Source organism: Peribacillus sp. TE19612 (genome assembly GCF_056279465.1).
This window is the reverse complement of sequence record NZ_JBWCCL010000007.1, coordinates 21,239-43,106: the sequence shown is the minus strand read 5'-3', so window position 1 is coordinate 43,106 and position 21,868 is coordinate 21,239. Positions and strand designations below refer to the sequence as shown.

Annotated in this window: 15 protein-coding genes and 3 pseudogenes; 6 read left to right on the top strand and 12 right to left on the bottom strand. The window is 37.4% G+C overall.

What is annotated here, in order from left to right:
• Positions 1 to 514: 514 nt before the first annotated feature.
• The 6 genes from ACZ9AO_RS13770 to ACZ9AO_RS13745 all read right to left on the bottom strand — a co-directional run bounded on the left by ACZ9AO_RS13770 (position 515) and on the right by ACZ9AO_RS13745 (position 8,842).
• Complete coding sequence (locus ACZ9AO_RS13770; RefSeq protein ID WP_476109256.1) at positions 515 to 1,195, bottom strand: C40 family peptidase; 681 nt, start codon at positions 1,193 to 1,195, stop codon at positions 515 to 517.
• Between the two features lie 826 nt (positions 1,196 to 2,021).
• Positions 2,022 to 3,077 carry an aldose epimerase family protein gene (locus ACZ9AO_RS13765; RefSeq protein WP_476109255.1) on the bottom strand — a complete coding sequence of 352 codons (1,056 nt, stop codon included), beginning with the start codon at positions 3,075 to 3,077 and terminating at the stop codon, positions 2,022 to 2,024.
• A gap of 256 nt (positions 3,078 to 3,333) precedes the next feature.
• A complete protein-coding gene (locus ACZ9AO_RS13760; protein ID WP_251540014.1) occupies positions 3,334 to 4,728 on the bottom strand; it encodes a sugar porter family MFS transporter in 1,395 nt (464 codons plus the stop codon).
• Between the two features lie 309 nt (positions 4,729 to 5,037).
• On the bottom strand, positions 5,038 to 6,462 hold the full coding sequence (gene araA, locus ACZ9AO_RS13755; RefSeq protein ID WP_476109254.1) for an L-arabinose isomerase: 1,425 nt from the start codon (positions 6,460 to 6,462) through the stop codon (positions 5,038 to 5,040).
• A gap of 51 nt (positions 6,463 to 6,513) precedes the next feature.
• Complete coding sequence (locus ACZ9AO_RS13750) at positions 6,514 to 7,209, bottom strand: L-ribulose-5-phosphate 4-epimerase (protein WP_476109253.1); 696 nt, start codon at positions 7,207 to 7,209, stop codon at positions 6,514 to 6,516.
• A 22-nt stretch (positions 7,210 to 7,231) separates the two neighbouring features.
• Positions 7,232 to 8,842: a xylulokinase gene (locus ACZ9AO_RS13745; protein ID WP_202186868.1), complete on the bottom strand. Its 1,611-nt coding sequence runs from the start codon at positions 8,840 to 8,842 to the stop codon at positions 7,232 to 7,234.
• A 338-nt stretch (positions 8,843 to 9,180) separates the two neighbouring features.
• Here ACZ9AO_RS13745 and ACZ9AO_RS13740 point away from each other — a divergent pair, with 338 nt between their 5' ends.
• A complete protein-coding gene (locus ACZ9AO_RS13740; protein WP_476109252.1) occupies positions 9,181 to 10,272 on the top strand; it encodes a substrate-binding domain-containing protein in 1,092 nt (363 codons plus the stop codon).
• Between the two features lie 14 nt (positions 10,273 to 10,286).
• Here ACZ9AO_RS13740 and ACZ9AO_RS13735 read toward each other — a convergent pair.
• Positions 10,287 to 10,495: pseudogene (locus tag ACZ9AO_RS13735) on the bottom strand (IS110 family RNA-guided transposase); the annotation flags it as partial.
• Between the two features lie 261 nt (positions 10,496 to 10,756).
• On the opposite strand from ACZ9AO_RS13735, the gene ACZ9AO_RS13730 reads away from it, so the two are divergent.
• Positions 10,757 to 10,927, top strand: a complete 171-nt coding sequence (locus ACZ9AO_RS13730; RefSeq protein ID WP_251540021.1) for a small, acid-soluble spore protein, H family — start codon at positions 10,757 to 10,759, stop codon at positions 10,925 to 10,927.
• A gap of 432 nt (positions 10,928 to 11,359) precedes the next feature.
• On the opposite strand, the gene ACZ9AO_RS13725 is transcribed toward ACZ9AO_RS13730, so the two are convergent.
• Entirely contained in the window at positions 11,360 to 11,803 is a 444-nt protein-coding gene (locus ACZ9AO_RS13725) for an Lrp/AsnC family transcriptional regulator (RefSeq protein WP_048686120.1), read from the bottom strand.
• 119 nt (positions 11,804 to 11,922) lie between these two features.
• Between ACZ9AO_RS13725 and ACZ9AO_RS13720 the strand changes: the two genes are divergently transcribed.
• Positions 11,923 to 12,468, top strand: a complete 546-nt coding sequence (locus tag ACZ9AO_RS13720) for a cysteine hydrolase family protein (RefSeq protein WP_249597675.1) — start codon at positions 11,923 to 11,925, stop codon at positions 12,466 to 12,468.
• A gap of 849 nt (positions 12,469 to 13,317) precedes the next feature.
• On the opposite strand, the gene ACZ9AO_RS13715 is transcribed toward ACZ9AO_RS13720, so the two are convergent.
• Positions 13,318 to 13,956 (bottom strand): LysE family translocator, encoded by a 639-nt coding sequence (locus tag ACZ9AO_RS13715; protein ID WP_063593793.1) that lies wholly within the window; start codon positions 13,954 to 13,956, stop codon positions 13,318 to 13,320.
• Positions 13,957 to 14,212: 256 nt separating this feature from the next.
• Complete coding sequence (locus ACZ9AO_RS13710) at positions 14,213 to 14,839, bottom strand: FMN-binding negative transcriptional regulator (RefSeq protein ID WP_476109251.1); 627 nt, start codon at positions 14,837 to 14,839, stop codon at positions 14,213 to 14,215.
• Positions 14,840 to 14,965: 126 nt separating this feature from the next.
• Here ACZ9AO_RS13710 and pdxR point away from each other — a divergent pair, with 126 nt between their 5' ends.
• Complete coding sequence (gene pdxR / locus ACZ9AO_RS13705; RefSeq protein WP_476109250.1) at positions 14,966 to 16,351, top strand: MocR-like pyridoxine biosynthesis transcription factor PdxR; 1,386 nt, start codon at positions 14,966 to 14,968, stop codon at positions 16,349 to 16,351.
• A gap of 131 nt (positions 16,352 to 16,482) precedes the next feature.
• Here the strand turns inward: pdxR and ACZ9AO_RS13700 are convergent, their stop codons facing one another.
• Positions 16,483 to 17,094 carry an FMN-binding negative transcriptional regulator gene (locus ACZ9AO_RS13700; protein ID WP_251540031.1) on the bottom strand — a complete coding sequence of 204 codons (612 nt, stop codon included), beginning with the start codon at positions 17,092 to 17,094 and terminating at the stop codon, positions 16,483 to 16,485.
• A gap of 432 nt (positions 17,095 to 17,526) precedes the next feature.
• Between ACZ9AO_RS13700 and ACZ9AO_RS13695 the strand changes: the two genes are divergently transcribed.
• Together ACZ9AO_RS13695 and ACZ9AO_RS13690 are read left to right on the top strand one after the other, a co-directional pair.
• Positions 17,527 to 18,450, top strand: a complete 924-nt coding sequence (locus ACZ9AO_RS13695) for a LysR family transcriptional regulator (RefSeq protein ID WP_476109349.1) — start codon at positions 17,527 to 17,529, stop codon at positions 18,448 to 18,450.
• A gap of 104 nt (positions 18,451 to 18,554) precedes the next feature.
• Positions 18,555 to 19,192, top strand: a pseudogene (locus ACZ9AO_RS13690) (HD domain-containing protein).
• A gap of 1,039 nt (positions 19,193 to 20,231) precedes the next feature.
• Here ACZ9AO_RS13690 and ACZ9AO_RS13685 read toward each other — a convergent pair.
• Positions 20,232 to 21,847 (bottom strand): annotated as a pseudogene (locus tag ACZ9AO_RS13685) (FMN-binding glutamate synthase family protein).
• Positions 21,848 to 21,868 lie beyond the last annotated feature (21 nt).

Genomic DNA, 21,868 nt, shown 5'->3' with positions numbered 1-21,868 from the left:
TAAACTGAAAAATCGAATTAGAGATTTCTAAGCAACTCCAATTGGGGTATCTCCAATTAAGTTAGAATTAGAAAATCACAGCCCTTCCTAAAACATCAAGACTTATTTATCGATTTCACTCTGCAAATTTTAAGTTATTTACAAAAAAATTAATTTGTATGCTAAAGTTTAAAAGACCCTACGATAACAGAGAGCCACAGCTTGAACGCTGCGATAATGAGTCCAACTTTAACTAAGTCCTGCGAGGTTACCTTCTGAACCTCCTGGGGAAACTTTCACGGTTTTTATAAACTTCCTCGACTGTCTTATGTGAGAATTAAAGAATTTATATTTGGTAAATGAAGTATCGATTATACCCAAGTGTTTCTGGGAGCAATAAAAGCTAAAATTGTATCTTAAAAAAATTTTATGTTCTAATACCGATTCTACCATCCGCAGGACTTATTAGTATCGTATTCTATTGGTAGAACTAGAAAAGCCAGTCTCTTCAAAAAAGAACTGGCCACTTTCTCTATTACATTCTTTTTGCTCCTACATATCTTTTCTTCCAATAACTATTATCCATGGAGGAAATGCTCACACCGTTTGATGAGGAGCTGTGTATGAATTGATTGCCACCTATATAAATACCGGCATGTGAGGCACCAGGTTTATAGGTTTCATAAAAGACCACATCTCCAACTTGTGGTTTGGACACCTTTGTCCCCTTTTTATAAATTTCCGATACCGTTCTTGGTAATGTGACATTTGCGCCTTTATCGAAAGCGTATTTTAGGAATCCGCTGCAATCAAAACCTTTTGGTGTAGTTCCACCCCATACATACCGTACATTCAAATGTTTCTTTGCTTCCTTCACTATCGCAGTAGATTTATTGCTTGTTTTATTTACATTAGCGTTGGAGGTCTTCTTTTTTACTCCCAAAGCTTTATATGTATTCGGACCGACAATACCATCAGCTTTTAAACCTTTACTTTTTTGGAACTTTACGACTGCACTTTTAGTAACGGTCCCAAAATATTTAGTTGTATTATTACTCTTAAAATATTGTTTTTTCTTTAAAACCTCTTGTAATTGTTTTACTTCTGTATGAGTCATTCCACTTTTTAATGTACGATCGCCCAATGCAGCATTACCAACCAACGGATTTGATAGTAACAATCCAGAAACAACAAAAGATGCTATGATTTTTATCATTTTCTCCCCCGATTAAATCTCTTTTTTTTCATTTTATCATCTTTAAGTGACACACATATTTACCTAATTTTACATTATTATTACAAATGCATACATAAAGTGAGTATAAAATACAAAATAACCAAAATATCGCTCATGCTTTCGAAAGGTATTAATTAAGAGTACATTCCTTTCTTTTTATAGTAGTAACCATCCTGTTTGGATAGTCTCCTCGTACTGTAATATATTCTCCACTCCTTACATTTATTTTTTCACTAGTTACAAATCCTTGAGCTTATTAAATACATCGAAGTTATGACTTTAATTTGGGATATTCCATTTAAGTAAAATAAACATCCCCTTACCCTTAAATTAGGTGGTGTCTAACAAAGGCATATCGCTCACGCCTATAACTGCCTGAATATTTTTCGTGATGCCATTCCATTCTTGGAGAATTCCTGCCTTGTTTCGTACAAAACAATCGAGTGAATGATTTGTCGGGAACAATCGTTAATTTTTTTGAGGCATAGGAAAAGCACCTCCTTTGATACAAGGATCGTATCAGGAGGTGCTACGTATAGAATATGTGCTGTTTAAATGGGGGCTTATCTTTAACCTTAGTTTTACAGCCCACTATCTAACTGTTTACACTTAAAGATATAAGTTATCCTCTATCCTCGAAAACTCAGTTCGAGTGAATGGCCAATTCTTATTCGGCGGGAATCCTACCCGCTACATGTCACGAGCTATGCTCGATCGTTCTTACAGTCACGGATGTTGATCCTAACTAGCAGCCGAATCTATGTAAAATTATCGAAACGAAATCAACCAATTCAACTCTTTAACACTAACTGGAACCTTCAGTTGAGTGGGTACTGACCTCAATTTTGTATTTTGTTTGGGAAGTATAATTTTGGCCTGCTAAAAGAAGAATATCCCCAAAATCTTCAAACTCAATCGCTCCTGGAGCAGCTTGGGTTTCAAACGTTATTCCGCCGTGTTGAATTAATTTTTCTCCGTGCATAAGTGGCACATCTTTCACAAAGTTTGCCGTGTAAATGACAACCGCAGGCTCTTCTGTGTATACCTCGACTGTTATTTTCTGGTCAGGACTAATTAATTTGGCTGCAGTTTGATGAAGTCCTGGGCACGTAAGGAAGAATGGATGATCGATCCCTTGAACTTTTTTAACTTCTGCGTCATTGGCTTCAAAGGTTGATTTTAATTTCTTCGGGGTTCGAAAATCATAAGGCGTGCCGATTGTGCTTCGCTTTTCCCCAGTTACCGTGGTATCTTCATTTACTGGTGCAAATTCTTCAGAAAAGATTTGTAAGAAATGATCATCGATTGGATTGCTGGGATGCCCTGTTAAGTTAAAATAGACGTGATTGGTCGGATTAAAAACTGTGTCTTGATCACTTTTTGCTTGATAGCTCACTGACCAAATATTTAAGTTGTCCAATGTATAAGTCACACTTACTTTCAAATTCCCCGGAAAACCATTCTCGCCATCAGGTGAGTGGGTTGAAAAGAAGATCGATGCACTTTCATCCGTCTCCTTCACTTCATAATCCCAGATTTTTTCATCGAATCCAGGACTGCCACCGTGTAATGTATTCCCTAATTGATTTACAGCTGTTTGGTAACGTGATTCACCAATTGAAAATTCGCCATTTTTTATTCTTCCAGCGACTCTTCCTATTGTTGCTCCATAATACGTTTCTTTTTTGTAATCCTCAATCGAGTCAAATCCCAATACGATATTATTACGACCCGATTCCGTTAGGACGAACAGATTGACGATTCTTGCACCAAAGTTCGTAACTTCCATTCTTACTCCATGATCATTTTCTATCGTAAACAGCAAGACTTCATTTCCAAACGAGCTTTGTGATACTTTCATTTTTATCGGCTCCTTCCCTATTAAATTCCTTCATATAAATAAAAGCTAAAACACCATGAATTGCACTAAAAGTTCAGCTAACATTTTTAATAATTGTAAAGCCCGAAGTAGCAACCTCGGGCCTAAGAAAAGGAATCATATGAGTAAATCAACATATTCTTGATGAAGTATTTTCCCTTATGTCCCCCTGATTTAAAATCTCTTCTATTCGCGTATAACTTCTTTTAATTCCGCTCAAAACCTTAATAGTTCTAATTTAAGCACTTTTCCCCTTAGCTTGTCTACTTTCCCCAATTTTTTCAATTTCCTCCAAAGTATGACCTCGAGTTTCAGGAACGCATGTCCGAATAAATAAAACACCAAGTAAACAAATAGCACCGAAGATTGAAAAAACAGCTTCCTGAGACATCGAAGCGGTCATGATCGGAAATAGCAAGCCAACCAAGAAAGAACCAATCCAGTTAAATGATGAAGCCACTCCTGACGCCCGCCCGCGAATTACCAGCGGGAAAATTTCTCCAACTATGACCCAAGTTAATGGAGCCCAAGTGAATGAATAAAGAGCTACATAGATACTTAAGAAAACAACCATCATCATCGGGTTTGCATTAGGAATTAATACATTCAATATGGCCGGCAAAATAAAGGATAGCCCCATAATCGTTCCGCCGATTGTTAATAAAGTACGGCGATTAAATTTATCAGCAATCATTAGGAATATTAATGAACCTAGTACGAGAATAACCCCTTGAATAATTGGCCACATCAATACTGAGCTGGCTTCATGCCCTGTTGCTTTTTCCACAATCATAGGAATGTAATAAAAAATTGCGTTTGCTCCCTGAAACTGTTGAAACGCAGCAACACCCACACCAGCCATTACTAAATAACGGTATTTATTACTTAAAAGGGTACCCCATGATGCTTTTTGATTTACCTTTGCTTCCTCTTTAACAGTTTCTTGTATTTGTGTTATTTCAGAATCAATTTGTTCTTTGTTAGGGCGAATATAGCCCAACACCCTACGAGCTTCTTCCATTTTATTGTTCTTAATTAAAAAACGTGGTGATTCGGGTAACCTGGACACTCCAATAAATAAGATCAAAGCAGGTACGGCAGCCAAACTAAGCATCAACCGCCATGCCATTGTTCCTGGTAAGTCTTTCAATAAATAAGCGACAATGTACGAAAGCAACATTCCAGAGACAATCATTGTTTGGTTAATTCCTGACAGACGTCCACGTAAACGTGCAGGCGCCATTTCCGACATATAGGCTGGGACCAACGCAGAAGCAGCTCCAACAGCCAACCCTAATAAAATCCGTGCAACAATCATAAAAAGGATCCCGTTATGAGGGGATATTCCTGCCAAAATGGATCCAACAGCAAAAATGATAGAAGATATTAAAATCATTTTGCGCCGTCCTAAACGATCAGAAAGTTGTCCGGCCATGGCACCTCCAAAAATAGCTCCAAACATCAACGAAGAGGTAATCCAGCCAATGGCACCTGGGTTATTTTGAAGGTTCCAATCATGTTGCAGAAAAGGCAAAGCACCCGTCATAACGCCGATATCATAACCGAAGAGAATGCCTCCAAAAGCCCCAAAAAAATAAATGAATCCACTTGAGATTTTCTTTTCATTAACCATTTAAGTTCCCCCCTAAAGGTTTTAATATTATATTTAATCCCACTACTAAAATATTGATTACTTTTTGAGAAATAATAATAGTGTTTTCAAATCACAAATACATGCCAGTTTCCATCGTAAAAGTTATTTATTAGGATAAATTCTGTGTCGTCATTGTCTATTAAAACGCTTTCATCTTTTCCCTAAAAAACACGAAAACGCTTACGAAAATAAAGGGATCATACTAATGGTCACTATTTCCATTCTTCAACTTCTGGATTACCTATTTTTTCCCTCCAAGGAAGCGGAGCCTCCTTGGAGGGAGAGACATTACTTAATAACTACGTATTCCAAGCCAACAAGTTTGGCATAGGTTATGATTTGGTCTGTTGTTAAATTCAATGACACAACTGTATGGTGACCGCCACCATTCTCAAGCCAAGCTTTCACTCCATCTTGGAAGTTTGGCTTCACTTCCCAAAGTACACGGGCCACTGGCAGGTTTGGTGCTGGAACTGTTGGCTCGAATGCAGAAACTTCATTAATCAAAAGTTTATAGTTTGTACCAAAGTCAGCCATGGAAACAATGACACCGTCTCCTGCTTTGCCGTCGAATACTAAACGTGCTGGATCTTCACGATCACCTATACCTAATGGAGATACGACAATTTTTGGTTTGTTACTTGCTAAAGATGGGTCGACTTCGAGCATATGTGATTGAAGGATTGATTCTTGTCCCGCAGCTAATTCATATGTGTAATCTTCCATAAATCCAGTTGATTGGTTATGGCTCATCACTTTCAGTAAGCGATCAAGTGCTGCCGTCTTCCAATCTCCTTCACCCGCAAAGCCATATCCTTGTACCATTAAACGTTGGACGGCAAGACCAGGAAGTTGTTTCATCCCATATAAATCTTCGAAGTTCGTTGTGAAGGCCGTGTAACCACCATCATCAAGGAAACGTTTAATCGCAATTTCATAGCTTGCCTGTACCTTTACGCTTTTCTCCCAATTTTCCCTACTGTAGGTACCATAATCAAATTCATAATGGCCTTCGTATACTGCAAATAAAGCATCAATTTCTTCATCAGTAACCGCATTTACATATTGAACAAGGTCTCCGATTCCAAAATAGTCAACTGTCCACCCAAATTGGATTTGCGCTTCAACCTTATCCCCTTCGGTTACTCCAACGTTACGCATGTTGTCTCCAAAGCGAGCGACCTTAATGTTGAAGCTTTCGTTATAAGCAACCGCTACGTCCATCCATTGTGCAATTTGTTGCCGGACTTCAGGACGCTCCCAATAACCTACAACAACTTTATTTTGTTTTTTCAAACGAGCATTGATAAAACCATATTCACGGTCACCATGAGCGGATTGGTTCAGGTTCATAAAGTCCATATCAATCGTTGCCCAAGGAATACTTTCATTGAATTGTGTAGCTAAATGAAGCAATGGTTTTTGTAATAATTTTGTTCCACGAATCCACATTTTTGCAGGTGAGAAAGTATGCATCCAAGTGATGACACCGGCAACTTCGTCACGATAGTTGACTTCTTTCATGATGTTTGTGATTTTATCTGTACTGACAGCTAAATCTTGCAGTACAAGTGGATAAGGTAAAATACCGCTTTCATTTAATGCATCGGCTATCGTTTGTGCATTCGCCTTGACCTCTGCTAACGCTTCTTCCCCATATAGATGTTGTGATCCTACGACAAACCAAAATTCCTTTTTTTCTGTTGTTAACATAATAAGCCTCTTTTCTTTATCTAATAGGTTGATAATTTGATAGAGTTGATCTTACTTTTGACCGTAATAAGCATATTTTCCATGTTTTCGTAAATAGTGTTTATCCAAAATATTTTGTGGTAATTCTTTTGCAAAATGATTTAATTCCCGTGTAAATAAATTCATTTTCGAAACTTCATCCAACACCACACTATTCATTACGGCGGATTTTGCATCTTTCCCCCAAGTAAAGGGACCATGACCATGAAGTAAGATACCAGGAACGGCTAAAATGTCTAACCCGCGCTCTTCAAATGTTTCGATGATTAACTTCCCAGTCTCCACTTCGTATCCACGATCAATCTCCTCTTGCGTTAGGTAGCGGGCACATGGGATGGATCCATAAAATGTGTCTGCATGAGTTGTACCCATCGCTGGAACATCAAGGCCTGCTTGAGCCCAGATTGTCGCCCAAGTTGAATGAGTATGCACAATGCCGCCGATTTCTTGGTAATATCTATAAAGTACTGCGTGAGTCGCTGTATCTGATGAAGGCCTCAACTCTCCTTCAACAACATTGCCATTTAAATCAACAACAACCATATCGCTGGCTTTCATCGTTTCGTAATCAACACCACTAGGTTTGATAACAAATAAACCGCTTTTACGATCGATGGCACTCGCATTTCCCCATGTATATTTCACGAGTCCATATTTAGGCAAGTCCAAATTTGCTTGAAATACCTCTTCTTTCAGTTGTTCTAACACGTCAATCCCTCCAGTTTTCCACTCATAACATCAAATTGTCTACAGCGGCCTGCTCAATCACTAAACCCTTCCTGTATCTTTCAATAAATGCTTCAAATCCTTTAACATCTACTTGATCAGGATAAATTTCTTGCCCATCAGCCTCTTCGAATACTTTTTTGTCAAGGAAGTCTTCTAAACTTTCTTTTTGATCTTTATTCATCATGTAAGATGCAAGAATGGCCATTCCCCACGCGCCGCCTTCTCCTGCTGTTGACATAACTGATACTGGAGCATTCATTGCAGCCGCAACAATTTTTTGTCCAACAAGAGGGGTTTTAAATAAACCACCGTGAGCCAAAATACGATCAATTGCAACATTTTCTTCTTTTGTCAAAATACCCATTCCGATTTTCAATGCACCGAAAGCAGTAAAAAGGTGAGTCCGCATAAAGTTTGCTAAATTGAATTGACTCTCAGGCGAGCGGACAAATAATGGTCGCCCTTTTTCTAATCCTGTGATATTTTCACCTGAGAAATAACCGTAGCTAAGCAAACCGCCACCATCTGGATCCGCTTCCAAAGCTTTATTCAACATTACTTCAAATAATTTATTTATATCAACCTTTTGTCCCATTGCCTCAGAAAATTCACGGAACAATCCCAGCCAAGCATTGAGATCACTTGAACAGTTATTCGCGTGAACCATTCCAACGGGACTTCCATTTGGTGTAGTTACCAGATCAATTTCTGGATATACTTTTGAAAGTTCTTTCTCTAGTACAATCATCGCAAAAACGGAAGTTCCTACTGAGATGTTTCCGGTACGTTTCCTCACACTATTCGTAGCAACCATTCCAGTCCCCGCATCGCCTTCCGGTGGACAAATTGGAGTGCCTGGTTGTAAATTTCTTGATCTATCCAGGATTTTCGCTCCAATTTCGGTCAATTCACCCGCTTGCTCGCCTGAAATGTAGACTTTAGGAAGAATCTCTTTTAGCTTCCAAGGATAACCTTTCGTCGCAATTAAATCGTCAAACTGCTTGACCATTGATTCATTGTAATCTTGCGTTGATTCATCAATTGGGAACATGCCTGAAGCATCTCCAATGCCAATTGCTTTATTTCCAGTCAATAACCAGTGAATGTATCCAGCCAAAGTCGTAATACAATCAATGCGCGGCAAATGTTTCTCTTCATTTAATATTGCTTGATAAAGGTGAGCAATACTCCATCGTTCAGGGATATTAAATTGAAATTGATCAGTTAGTTCTTTTGCTGCAACACCTGTTGTTGAGTTACGCCAAGTTCGAAACGGAACCAGTAGCTCCCCTGTACTGTCAAAAGCCATATACCCGTGCATCATTGCAGAAAATCCAATAGAACCTATTTTTCGAATGGTAATTCCATAATTCCGTTCAACTTCTTGCTTCATTTCACTATAAGCTGTTTGCAGACCAGTGATAATATCCACTAAGTTGTACGTCCAAATTTCATCTTCCAAGAGGTTTTCCCACTCATAACTTCCAGATGCGATAGTTTCATGATGATTATCAATCAACACCGCTTTAATACGAGTGGATCCAAATTCGATTCCAAGTGAAGTTTCTCCCCCGGTAATCGCTTGTTTAATTTTTAATATATTCGTTTGCACGTTAATCCCCCTTCTGTCAGCGCTTTCAATAAAAGGAGGCGCTTAAATTTATTCACAACCATATTATATTTTTTGTACGTACATTTGTCAACGGTTTATATTATTTATACTTACAACTTCCAGACGAAATACTCCATCCTCACCTTAAAGTCATAAATTGGGATTAAAGGAAGTTATCCGACATGAAACCTAAAGGTAAATAGGTGGAATTTATAACTTTATACAAAAAATAAGATGATTTGTTTTAATTCATTCAAAAATTATGTTAAAATATGTCCGCACAAATATTTTAAGCGCATAAATTAGAATGCAAACAACTATGGAAGAAGTGAGGTTTAATGAAACCAAAGTATCAGGTAATCATTGATGATTTAAAAAATAAAATCCTTACAGGTGAATATAGTGTAGGGGAACAAATTCCTACTGAATCCGTCATGCAAGAAATGTACAACGTTAGCCGACACACTGTACGAAAGTCCATTTTAGAATTATCAAACGAGGGATTCTTGAGAAGTGAAAAAGGATCTGGCACATATGTTAGTAACCAATATCAATCAAAATCTGGTGGCAATTCCAAAAATAAAACGATTGGTGTAATCACGACCTACATTTCCGATTACATTTTCCCTTCTATTATCCGCGGAATTGAAAGAAGATTGAATGAAGATAATTATTCGTTACTATTAGCCAGTACAAATAATGATGTCGAACAAGAAAAAAAAGCCTTGGAAATGATGTTGTCATTTGGCGTGGATGGTATGATCATTGAACCTACAAAAAGCAATCTATACAATCCCAACATCGGTTACTACCTATCATTTAAGGAACAAGAGGTTCCATTCATCATGATCAACGCTTATTATGAAGAATTAGAGGTTCCTTTCTTTTGCCTGGATGATGTGCAGTCAAGCTACCTCGCAACAAAAGAATTGATTTCGAAAGGACATACCCAAATTGGACTCATTTCGAAAATGGATGATTTGCAAGGAAAGTATCGAATGAAGGGGTATATAAAAGCACTTGGAGAAGCCAAATTACGCTTTCAACCAGAACAATTGCTTTCGTATACTACAGAAACGAAGCTAGACCTATACACGAACTTGAAAGAGTTCCTAAATGAAAATAGAGACTTGTTGACTGCCATTGTTTGCTATAACGACGAGGTAGGGTTGGAAGTAGTAAATGTATGCAGACAACTCGATATTTCTATTCCCGAACAATTATCAATCATTGGCCAGGACAATTCCTATATTGCGAAAAATGCCAATATCAAACTAACGACATTAACACACCCACAAGAACGAATGGGACATGATGCAGCTGATTGGGTCATTAAGAAATTACAAGGAAAGAAAAGTTTACCAAACGAATCCTATTATCAGCCAGTGTTAATTGAAGGCGAAACTGTCAAAGAGTTAGACATACAATAACCTTAGTTTGTGATGCCTATAGGCTCCACTCCCACAATGGCTGCCTCCATCCATTTTATTAAACCAGCAAATCCATCTTCATTATTTTCAAATGCAAATGGGTCTACGATTACAATTCCACGGGAATTCACTGCTCTAGCACATGTAATTGTTGGGCAATATCCACTCCAATGGAAATTCTATCGTTTAGTTGATTTTGTTTATCTTCCATTTTAAACTTCATATTAGGGTTCCTCATAGGGTTTTGAGTTAGTGTGGTGTCTTACTCATATCTCACTGAGGAGCCCTATTTTTTTAAAAGCTGAACCCGTTATGTTCCATAAGAAAAAGGCTGCCACAGCAACCTCCCTTTTTAAAGCAAGACCCATTAGTTCAGTAATTTTTAATAAAACATCATATCTAAGGAAAGTGGAACAAATAGTATAACTGTTGCAAACCAAATCGGGTAGCTAAACGAGCAGAAGAGATTACTTAATCAACAATTATGGCTAACGTAACCTGCAACGAGGAAAGTATCTACATTGAGCACGTTGATGAACAAAATGGAACAGATACAATCCATTCACTTGATTACCCAAGTAGAAAAAACAAAGTGTGTCTGGAACCAGCTTATAAGAACAGTAATTTGTCCATATTTCTTCGATACATTAATTAACTTCCACCTTCGGGTATGGTTTCATGTTAGATTAAGTTCATGGACCATCTTCGTTAACAATCTATCCCCTTGTTTAAGTCTACATCTATATCTCTTTGCCACCTCTTTGCTGACGGATTCCCGCATTTACCCACATCCCTCGCAATTTGGGAATAATAAGATTGCAGATTCTGCTACTACGGTAACTAACGTAAACAACCAATGTTGGCCCGTCATCATCAATTCAGGAGCTAAACTAACAATTTCTATATCAACCATTCCAACACCAACATAAGCAAGCGCATAATCATCTAACGTTTTACTTTTCCCTTCGAATCTACGATATTTAAAAAGACTATTCCCACTGCTACTGTCCCAGTCGAACATCCCCATACTTGGAACGATTCATGATGATTGGGAATACAGTATCTTCTTTTTAAAAAAAAATATTTATTAAATTGTGGCAGTCAACGGATTATGTTGCTTAATTTCTTGTATTGATAGATATAAAGAATAGTTCCCATAATCGAGAATTTTATTAAGAAAAAGATTCAATAGTTCTTGAGAGTTAACTTTTATTTTTAAATGGTAACAACCTTCTCCCGATACTCGGTGAGCTTCAACTATCTCATTTCTATCATTAATAAAACGTATGAACGAATCATGGTTTGCTGTTTTCATATAAATAATGACAAATGCTGTATAAGAAAGTCCTAATTTCATTTCATCGACTATTAGTGAGTAGGCTTTAATTACTCCATTTTCCTCAAGTTTTTTAATCCGATTTCCTACTGCTTGTCCCGTCATATGAATTTGTTCACCTAAGTCTTTCCACTGAATACGTGAATTTTCGGATAATAACCGAAGGATTTGAAAATCAATGTTATCAAGTTCCATAATAAATTCCTTTCACCATGAAATGCTTTGATAGAAAAGTGTTTCATCAAAGTATCGATAGAAATCAATATATCATTTATCATTATATTGTACTAAAATTTTTTAAAGAGGTGGAAAAAATGAGCACAGCTTTAATCATTGTCGATATTCAAAATGACTATTTTCCAAATGGAAAGATGGAATTAAGCAACCCTGAAAAAGCAGCCGCTAATGCTGCTAAAGTTCTTGAATGGTTTAGGCAGAATAACAAAGATAATATTTTTCATGTTCAACATATCGCTAGTGATCCTGGGTTAGGCTTTTTTCTTCCGAATACGGATGGAGTTAAACTAAATGAAGCTGTTCTACCATTAGAACACGAAAGCATTATCATAAAACATTTCCCTAACAGCTTTTTACAGACTGAATTAGAAAGCAAATTAAAAGAAAAAGGAGTAACAAAGCTAGTGATTGTAGGTATGATGACGCATATGTGCATTGATGCCACAGTCAGAGCTGCAGTGGATTTAGGCTTTGAAACTACTCTTATTGAAGATGCATGTGCGACAAGGGACTTATCTTATCAAGATAAGGTCGTTCCAGCTGAACAGGTCCATTATGCCTTTGTCAGCGCACTTAACGGTATGTATGCCAATGTAATTTCGACCGAGGATTTCCTGGAATAAAAAAATAATACAACCTTAGAACCAATAATTTATTATAAGTGGGGGCTTGTTTTAAAACAAGCTCCCTTTTTACTGATGTTAGACTGTTATCCAAGCTGTATCTTGCAGTTTCCTGCAAATGTGCAACTACCCGTTGCACAAGAAAACTCAAACCAAAAAAAGAGAAATGATGTTAAAGGTATACCGTCACATGCCCATCAAACTAGGGCATGTGACAGTACCTCAATACTAAAATACCTGTATCAAATAAACACTTATCTCACGGCCAAAATAAGACTACACAAAAGGTCAGATAAATTGAATTCCACCTTTTTTAAACGAACACTATTCAAAAAAAGGTAAGAGCATTCACGTAGCCCTTACCTCAGACTGTAGGCAAACTCGATTTCCGCGAACGGTCGCGGAAGCCCCCTCTGCACCTTTGCGCCTGTGGGGTCTCCCCCTGACACGTTTTTCCCAAAGGAGTCTCGCACCTTCCGCTCCAACCTTTAGTTAGAAACCTTTTGCCTAGAGTCTTTATTGTTTTTAAAAAGAATTATTAAAACTTGTGTGCTGAGGATGCCTTCTAAACATGATTCTATCAGGGAGATCAACTGGTGCCTGCGATCTAGTTGGTTCTTAAAATTGAGGCTGCCATTGACTTCTCTTTCCTTTATGATTTGATGAAAGATATGCATTAAGAAATTTTTTAATTCCGAACCCCCTTTGTCTACAAACAGAGGTAAGAGCATGCAATTGCATGAGGGAATAACGACCAAAAATCATCATCAATGATAAATCTAGGCATAAAATATCTTTCCATTTCATTTTACTTATTATCTTAGTAGAATCGATTTTTATCAAATACTCTTATGTTTTGGAGGGGCTCGCAAAGACGGAGAATACCCCTAGAACAATATATAAATAACCAGTTATCCGATTCTGAAACCTAGAATTCACTTCACTACCCAGAATCCGCTTTCTAATACTTGCTGCAAGTACTGCATACAGACCATCACTAATAAAAGCTAGGATAATAAATATAATTCCTAAAAGTAAAAATTGTATGGTGACTGATCCGGCCGAAGGTGATATGAATTGCGGAAAGAATGCTAAAAAAAAGAGTGCTGTCTTAGGATTCATTACTTCTACGAGCGCAGATTCGTAAAATATCTTTAATATCTTTTTGCGAGGGGCTTTTGGAATTTCTGAAGTCGTTCGATCAGATGTAGAAAATAAAGTCCTGCACCCCAGATAGATAAGATAAGCAGCACCCAAGTATTTAACGATATTAAAGGCTGTTGCTGATGTCATAAGGATCGCTGAAACTCCAATCGCTCCAGCTAAAACGTGAACAGAACCGCCAAGTGATACACCAAGAACTGATACTATGCCCGCCTTCTTCCCTTGGTCTATACTTCTTGCCATAATATACAACACAGCTGGTCCAGGTATTATTAACAATGTAGCAGCAGCAATTACAAATAGCCAAATATTTGAAAACTCCATAAAAAGCAACTCCTTATTGTATTTTGGTACAAGGTTTATTGGGCTCCTCCTTGATGGTGAAAGCAAGGTTACACTTTTTTAAGGTTCGTTTTCATCAAGGAGGCGATTTGTTACTCATTTAGAAAAGGAAACTGTTCCAACTTTTTTTATTATGAGCTCTTGTCTGTAAGGAATGGTTTTGACTTACCTTTGCTTTCCTTAAAAAATGATAAACACCATTTTTTTTTAGGGTGCCACAGCAAACCCTATTAATATACTAATCATTCAATTGACCTTTCCTTTGCTCACGCATCCATTTTGCAACCTGAATCTCCCCTTGTTCATTTGATTTTTCAAGCTCTGTAATAATCGCTTTGTAATCGGTGTCATTACGATTTTGACTCATTTTGGCTGCAGCTTGAATAGATGTGATTTCAATTTCAAAGCCCACTATTCCTTTCATTTCACTCTTTAGCAACTCTGGATCAAACGTTTCCCAGGTCCGGCCATTTTCTCGGTGACCCTCATAATGATTAAGCATAGTATCCAAGGAGGAAATCAGCTCGTCTTCAGTGATTAAACGAGCTGATCCATACGCATGTACAGCTAGATAGTCCCATGTAGGAACCTCTTCGCACTGATACCAACTTGATGAAATGTAAGCGTGCTGCCCTTGGAAAATCAGTAACACATCACTATTATTGTCTAAATTCTTTTTCTGCATGTTTCCGTATGCAATATGCCCAGTCGCATAGATTTTCCCTTCATCTTCGCGAATTTCCAAAGGAATATGAGTAGCCAAGGGACGATGTTCATTAACAGTAATCAATAAGGCAAACGGGTTAGACTTCATAATTTGAACTGCTTCTTCATTTTTCATACGATATTGCTTAGGAATGTACACAATAATCTTCCTTTCAACTTATATTTGAATTTTTTTAAAAAATATCCGATAAAAAAATATTATTATACAAGTTGACATACAAAAAGGTACAATAATAAACAAATATACATGTCAGAGGGAATGCAAATGAATAATACCATTTTTACGTTCAATGATAACGCCCCAAAATACAAACAAATCTATGAGAAATTCAAATCATATATTGAACATGGAGACATTTTGGCAAATGAGCAATTACCCTCCATTCGTCAACTTGCAGATTCTTTACATGTAAGCCGCAATACAACTTTACTGGCATATGAACAACTTGTTGCTGAAGGGTATATTCGTGGAGAGGGCAGGAAAGGTTATTTTGCTAATGAGTTAGAACCTCGTTTATTTCAGGAACCCTTAATCTCTTATGATAAAAAGCAGACTGAGTCCAAGAGACCTCCAGTAGTTAATTTCAGGGCAGATGCCGTTGATCAAACACATTTCCCACTGAAGTTTTGGAGGAAAATTGCTAATCAAGTATTAACATTACAGGATAGCTTTCGATACGGGGAACCATTTGGGGAAGAATGCCTGCGCGAACAAATCTCCACATATTTATTCCAATCACGCGGCGTGAAAACAAATGTAAATGCAATTATTATCGGAAGCAGCACCCAACAAATGCTTGTATACCTTGGACATATACTGAAGGATGAATTCCAGAGTATTATAGTTGAAGACCCTGGTTACGACGGTGCTAGGGAAGCTTTTCATTTCCATCGTTTTATGTTTGAAACTTTGCCGGTTTATGAAACAGGTGCTGAACTTTCACAATTAGAACAAATGAAATCACGATTAATCTATGTAACTCCTTCCCATCAAAGTCCCATTGGAGTAAGCATGTCTATCCAACAACGGCAAATGATTATTCATTGGGTTAACAAGATGCGTGGATATATTATCGAAGACGATTATGATAGTGAATTTCGCTATACACAAAAACCATTCCCTGCTCTTGCCTCCATTGATTCAGCAAGAGTCATTTATTTAGGGAATTTCTCGAAGTCCTTTCTTCCAGGAATTCGTTTAAGTTATATGGTCTTGCCACAGCCACTTTTAAATCGTTATAAAAATCAGTTTCTTCATTTTGAAGCTACTACCTCCCTGCTTAGCCAGCTTACAATGGCTAAATTTATGGAAGAGGGAGAATGGAGTAGACATATTAAACGCATGCGCCTAGTTTATAAAAGAAAAATGCAGCACTTAGTATCCGCTTTAAAAGAGCAATTCGCTCAAAATATATCCATTATTGGTGAACAATCTGGTTTGTACGTATTAGTCAAAGTACATCTGAAGCATTCAGAAGAATGGTTAATTCAGCAAGCTTCTATACATGGAGTTACTGTGTATCCTACTTCTCTCTACTTCATTAAAAATAACACCGACGGACCAATGGTTAAATTAGGTTTCAGTAATCTTTCTTCCCATGAAATTGATGTGGGTGTGAAACTCTTAAAGAATGCATGGTTCAAAGAATAACTCCACCATTCTTTGAACCAATTTGTAGCTGTTTTAATTGAATGTTTGGTGCTGCAATGATAAATAATCTTCATAGGACCCTTAGTTTTTGATCTACCACATTATTTGAACAAGACAAAGTCGAATAACTTTTATTTTTGTAGATTTTTCTTCATAAGAGATGCTATTTGTATATTACCTTGTTGAGAAGTGTTTTCAAGATGCTTAATAATTAATTCTTGACGTTCAACAGGGTGATTTTGACTTAATTTAGCTTTCGCTTCAATTTTTGTGATTTTTATTTTAAAAGCTACAATCCCTTTACTCATTCCTTCGATAAATCTGGAATCCACATCCTTTAAATGGTATGGGCTTTCTGGATTTTCATATTTGTTTACCATATCATTCAGTGAATCGAATATGACTTTTTGATCTTTGACAATCTCCATCTTTCCATATAAATGGATAGATACATAATTCCAAGTAGGAACTGCCATCGTTGTTTCATACCAAGAAGGAGATATATAAGAGTGAGGACCTTGGAAAACCGCAAGGACTTGTTGGTATTCTATATCCTTCCATTGTTCGTTTGGGCGGGCAAAATGACCATATAAAGCACTTTCACCTTTATTTAATGTAAGTGGAAGATGGGTAGCGTATGGTTCTCCATTGTGTTGAGAAAATAAAGTGGCAAAGCTGTACTTTTCGATAAAATCATAAATTATTTCTTCATCCTTGAGTTGAAAATGTTTAGGGATATACATGATTTAGCTCCTCCTTGATAAAGTCTTTTCAATTTTCGGCTATCCCAAATTTTAAGTATTATAGGAAATATTCTATTATGTAAACTGACATCTAAAAAGGTACAATTATTATTAATTCTACATGTCAATGGAGATTCATATAATGATGACCTTTCATTCTGACGTATATAAACTTACATTTATTGAATTAATTACGACTTCAATTTTAAGCAGTAATTAGACATGATTTCTGTTTAACCAGTCCCGCTATCCAACATCATAGTGAGGTATTTATGAACCAAAATAACAGATAGCTAATGGTGTTTTTTAATTTCATCCAGCAATCGGGCCAAATTTTGGAATAATCCCTTCAAATAAAGTAACTTTATAACTAGATTATTTTATTGTAAGCATACAGATTTAATTATTTTCATTAGAAAGGATTGAAATAGTATCGAAATAAGACATTTAGAATATTTCTTAATGGTCAGTAAAGAACTGCATTTTACAAAAGCAGCTGAAAAATTAGGAATTTCGCAACCAACTTTAAGCCATCAAATTAAAATGCTTGAACAAGATGTAGGCTATGCACTATTTAACCGTATTGGTAAGAAGATTGAACTTACTAAGGTGGGGGAAATCGTACAACAAGAAGCATTGAATATTCAAAATTCCTTACAAAGTATATCTTCTCAAATTAGAGCACTTACAAAAGTAGAAATCGGGGAATTGAAAATTGCCGTGTTACCAGGAGAAATAACTGATTTGGTATCCACTTTGTGCATTAAATTCAACCAATTATATCCAAACATAAAAGTGTTTGTTCAAAGTACGGATCAAGTGGAAAAGGCTGTTTTAGAGAATCAAGCTGATTTTGGTATTGGTTTTGAATACACTCGTGATGATATGTTGATGGTGACGAAGTTGTATGATGAAGAATTTTACCTGATTAGTAATCAAAGTAATGGAGAGCGGAAGGTTTCATTTTCCGATGTTTTAGACAGTCCGCTTATTTTATTTCCAAATATCCATCAATGCAGAAAAATACTTGATAAAACGAGTCTTGAGGTTGGCAGGCAGTTAGAACCTATTGTCGAAACGTCTAGCATTGAATCTATCTTGAAGCTCGTTCGAAATGGGGTTGGCAGCAGTTTTGTTTCGCGTACATTATATGAATTTTATGATACAGAGGATTTATTTTTCCAACGTATTGAAAAACCAACTTTGACTAGATCTGTCTATCTCGTGATGAAAAAGAATCGTTTTATCAATTATGCAGCACGTAAGTATATTGAGTTATTATTATGTGAAATCGAAAGGCTGCGTTTCCATACAGAAAAAGATGAGATAGCTTCTTTAAAAAGTTCTATATTATAGTTTTTATCTATTATTATCATAGAAATGAATGGATAGATAAATGATAAATTCCTCTTTACAATGAAAACAAGTTCATAATCAAATTGTAAAGGGGATTTTCAATTATGTTTCAAGAAGTAGCAGGTATTAAAATTCCAGATTCTCAATTGGCTAAAGAAGCAGCAGATCTTTTACGCGAGCATGGGGACGACTTGTTGTGGAATCATTCAAATCGTGTATTTTTATTTGGCGCAGTCAACGGAAAAAAACGAAGCAGAATCATGATTTAGAGTTGCTATATGTTAGTGCATTATTCCATGATTTAGGTTTAACAAAAAAGTTCAGCAGTCCAGATTTACGATTTGAAGTAGACGGTGCAAATGCTGCGAGGAGCTTTTTACAACAGTATCAAATTCCAGATGAGTCGATTCGTCTTGTATGGGATGCTATTGCATTACATACGACACCTGGCGTTGCAGAACATAAAGAAGCTGAAGTGGCACTACTCTTTTCAGGTGTTGGTTTAGATGTGATGGGAGATGGCTTTGAACAATTCCCTGACGACTTGCGTGAAGATATTATAAAAGCCTTCCCACGTAACAATTTCAAAAAGGACATTATTCCAGCGTTTTATGAGGGCTTTAAGCATAAGCCAGAAACTACTTTTGGCAATATGAAGGAAGATATTATTGAATATTTTAGACCGGAATATAAAAATAAAAATTTCTGTGATTGTATTTTGCATTCACCTTGGACAGAATAGGGTACAAAAATGACAGAAAGTTTGTACAAAAGGTTATATCGGCCAAGGAAGCTACTAAAAAATAAAGGCTGTTTTCGCATACTTTGTTGCTATTTACCAAGTAGTGCGGTGTGGTTAATTTCCCCTCCAGATGCTCGCTTTCCGCGGGGCGTGCCGTGAGCCTCCTCGGCGTAAACGCCTGTGGGGTCTCACCTGTCCCGCTGCTCCCGCAGGAGTCTCGCACTTCCGCTCCAATCAACCTTAAATAGTTTCGTTTAAAAACAACAATCTTTACGAAAGGAGCGAAAATAAAAAATAAACAACCAATTAGGTTTCCCCCTTGGTTGTTTATTTTTATTCATAACTAATAAAGACCCCTGTGTTTGAACAGTAACATTCCACTTTTTAAATTCTATTCTAAACTGAAATAAAAATCGATAAAAGACTTTCCAGCCCACTTTCTGTCCTGCCAAACGGATGACTCCCTGCCAGTCATCTATCGGAAGTTTGCGGGAAACGTCCACAAGCTTATTTTCTTAAAGCCGTAAATCAACTTCCCCCTACGGTTAAAATTAATCTTGAAATGTCTGAATTCGGCTCTCTCCTTTTGCCTCATCCAAATCTCAACGGGTATAGTTCACGGGGTCATTCACACGCACATATATATTGAAGAAATGCCGCTCCCTCTTCATTCAATACAATATTGCACGCAACTTTAAGCGCTTCTACAGGAAACAGCTCTGAAACTGGAAGTCCCCCCGCAAATGAAATGACTTCTGGTCTTTCTGTTACTTTTACTATCTCACGGGTCTCAGAAGATGTTACTAGACGAGCTCATTTTCCATTTGTAAACAATCCTTCCTTGAAACTTCGATATTTTACCTTTTACTTTATTTTATTTGAATATTCAGACATTCTTCACGCTCCTACTGCCTTCATGATTCGAGAGATATAGATTGCACAAATGCCGGACGCACTTAAATAGCCTTTGCTGCATTGAGCAAAGGCTTACCTTTTTGACGAGTTTCTTCTATATAATAAAAATAAAAATCCCGCCAAGCTATTTCTCCACTTTTTCCTTATTTCTTAACTTCTCCACTTTTTCGGGAGTGAGGGTGATGTCCCGGACAGGGGAAACTCTTCCCCATTCATCCTTGTGAACGATGTGTTTTCGTTCAAATTTGGTCGGAGTATCTATACCTGCGGCAGCTGCAAGGTTAAATAGCCCTTCTCGGAGGGAAATCACGTAATTGGCGACTCGGTATTGTTTTTCCTCAATAACCAGACCTTCCTGCAACTTTGAATCAGTTGTGGCTACTCCTGCAGGGCAATGATTTGTATGGCAGATTTCAGCCATGATGCAGCCAACGCTAATCATAAAACCGCGGGCTATATTAACTAAATCTGCCCCCATCGCTAAAGCGACCGCCACTTTATCTGGAGAAGTCAGCTTGCCTGATGCAATCAGCTTGACCCGATTACGTACACCATATTTTTTTAACATCTCATCTACAAGTGGCAAGGCTGACATAATTGGGAGTCCGACTGCATCTGCAAGCTCCTGATAGGTTGCCCCAGTTCCGCCTTCTCCGCCATCCACCGTGATAAAATCCGGCCCTTTACCTATATCTCTCATGGTTTTCGTCATTTCCTCAAGTGCATCAAGATCCCCCACAACAATTTTGATACCGATAGGCTTTCCGCCTACATCCCTCATTCTTTCCACAAATTCGAACAATTCATTAAAATTCTTGAATTCATAGAACCGGTTAGGGCTATTGATTGTTTGACCAGGTTCTACCAGGCGGATTTGGGCAATTTCTTCTGTCACCTTCTGTCCTTCAATATGTCCACCTCTGATTTTGGCACCTTGTGCCAGCTTAATTTCAAATGCCTTTACTTGCTCTATTTCACTTTTCTTCTTGAATTCTTCCCAGGAGAACTCCCCACCTGGTGTCCTTACTCCAAACAGTCCCGGACCGATTTGCATCATGATGTCGGGATTTCCGGAGAGATGATATTTGGAAAGACCACCTTCACCAGTATTCATCCATGTTCCTCCTGCAAGCCCTAATCCTCTCGACAGTGCAGTGATGGCATTCTCACCGAGTGCCCCGTAGCTCATTGCAGATTGTCCTACGAGCCCTTTAATTTAAAGGGATTCCGGCATGTATCCCCTCCGATTATGACAGCATCCTCGTCTCGTAAAAAGTACGGTTCTATTTGTCTATCTTCCAGCTTCTCCTTTCTGGTCAATAGACCTTCCTCATCAACTTCATATACCTTTGTATTGATTTTTTGGCTATTATCTATTCTCAATTCTTCCCGGAGATTGGGAAACATACTATTTCGAATATAGTATCCAGCCTCATTGAAGTCACGTTCCGATCCAAATCCGATTAAACGCTCCTTATATTTTCCTGCTTTTACAACATCCTCGAATTCCTTTCTAGAGAAAGGGGTGCCTTCATTATTATTTTCAAATAAATACTGCCTAAGTTCAGGTCCTATTTGCTCTGTCATGTATCTAATTCTGCCGATTAGGGGGAAATTCCTCAGGATTGAATGTTGTTTTTGTGTATCATCCTTTCGGTAAAAGTACGCTGAGGCCGCAACTGTCCCTAAAACGGCAGATCCTTTTAAAACTGTAGGAAGGTAATTTTTTAACTTGGACATTTTATCACCCTTTGCTTCTTT

What these genes read in the sequence shown, in the direction of transcription:
- ACZ9AO_RS13770 (WP_476109256.1), bottom strand. Translation starts at nt 1,195, where the DNA reads ATGATAAAAATCATAGCATCTTTTGTTGTTTCTGGATTGTTACTATCA.
- ACZ9AO_RS13765 (WP_476109255.1), bottom strand. Translation starts at nt 3,077, where the DNA reads ATGAAAGTATCACAAAGCTCGTTTGGAAATGAAGTCTTGCTGTTTACG.
- ACZ9AO_RS13760 (WP_251540014.1), bottom strand. Translation starts at nt 4,728, where the DNA reads ATGGTTAATGAAAAGAAAATCTCAAGTGGATTCATTTATTTTTTTGGG.
- araA (WP_476109254.1), bottom strand. Translation starts at nt 6,462, where the DNA reads ATGTTAACAACAGAAAAAAAGGAATTTTGGTTTGTCGTAGGATCACAA.
- ACZ9AO_RS13740 (WP_476109252.1), top strand. Translation starts at nt 9,181, where the DNA reads ATGAAACCAAAGTATCAGGTAATCATTGATGATTTAAAAAATAAAATC.
- ACZ9AO_RS13730 (WP_251540021.1), top strand. Translation starts at nt 10,757, where the DNA reads ATGGCTAACGTAACCTGCAACGAGGAAAGTATCTACATTGAGCACGTT.
- ACZ9AO_RS13725 (WP_048686120.1), bottom strand. Translation starts at nt 11,803, where the DNA reads ATGGAACTTGATAACATTGATTTTCAAATCCTTCGGTTATTATCCGAA.
- ACZ9AO_RS13720 (WP_249597675.1), top strand. Translation starts at nt 11,923, where the DNA reads ATGAGCACAGCTTTAATCATTGTCGATATTCAAAATGACTATTTTCCA.
- ACZ9AO_RS13715 (WP_063593793.1), bottom strand. Translation starts at nt 13,956, where the DNA reads ATGGAGTTTTCAAATATTTGGCTATTTGTAATTGCTGCTGCTACATTG.
- pdxR (WP_476109250.1), top strand. Translation starts at nt 14,966, where the DNA reads ATGAATAATACCATTTTTACGTTCAATGATAACGCCCCAAAATACAAA.
- ACZ9AO_RS13700 (WP_251540031.1), bottom strand. Translation starts at nt 17,094, where the DNA reads ATGTATATCCCTAAACATTTTCAACTCAAGGATGAAGAAATAATTTAT.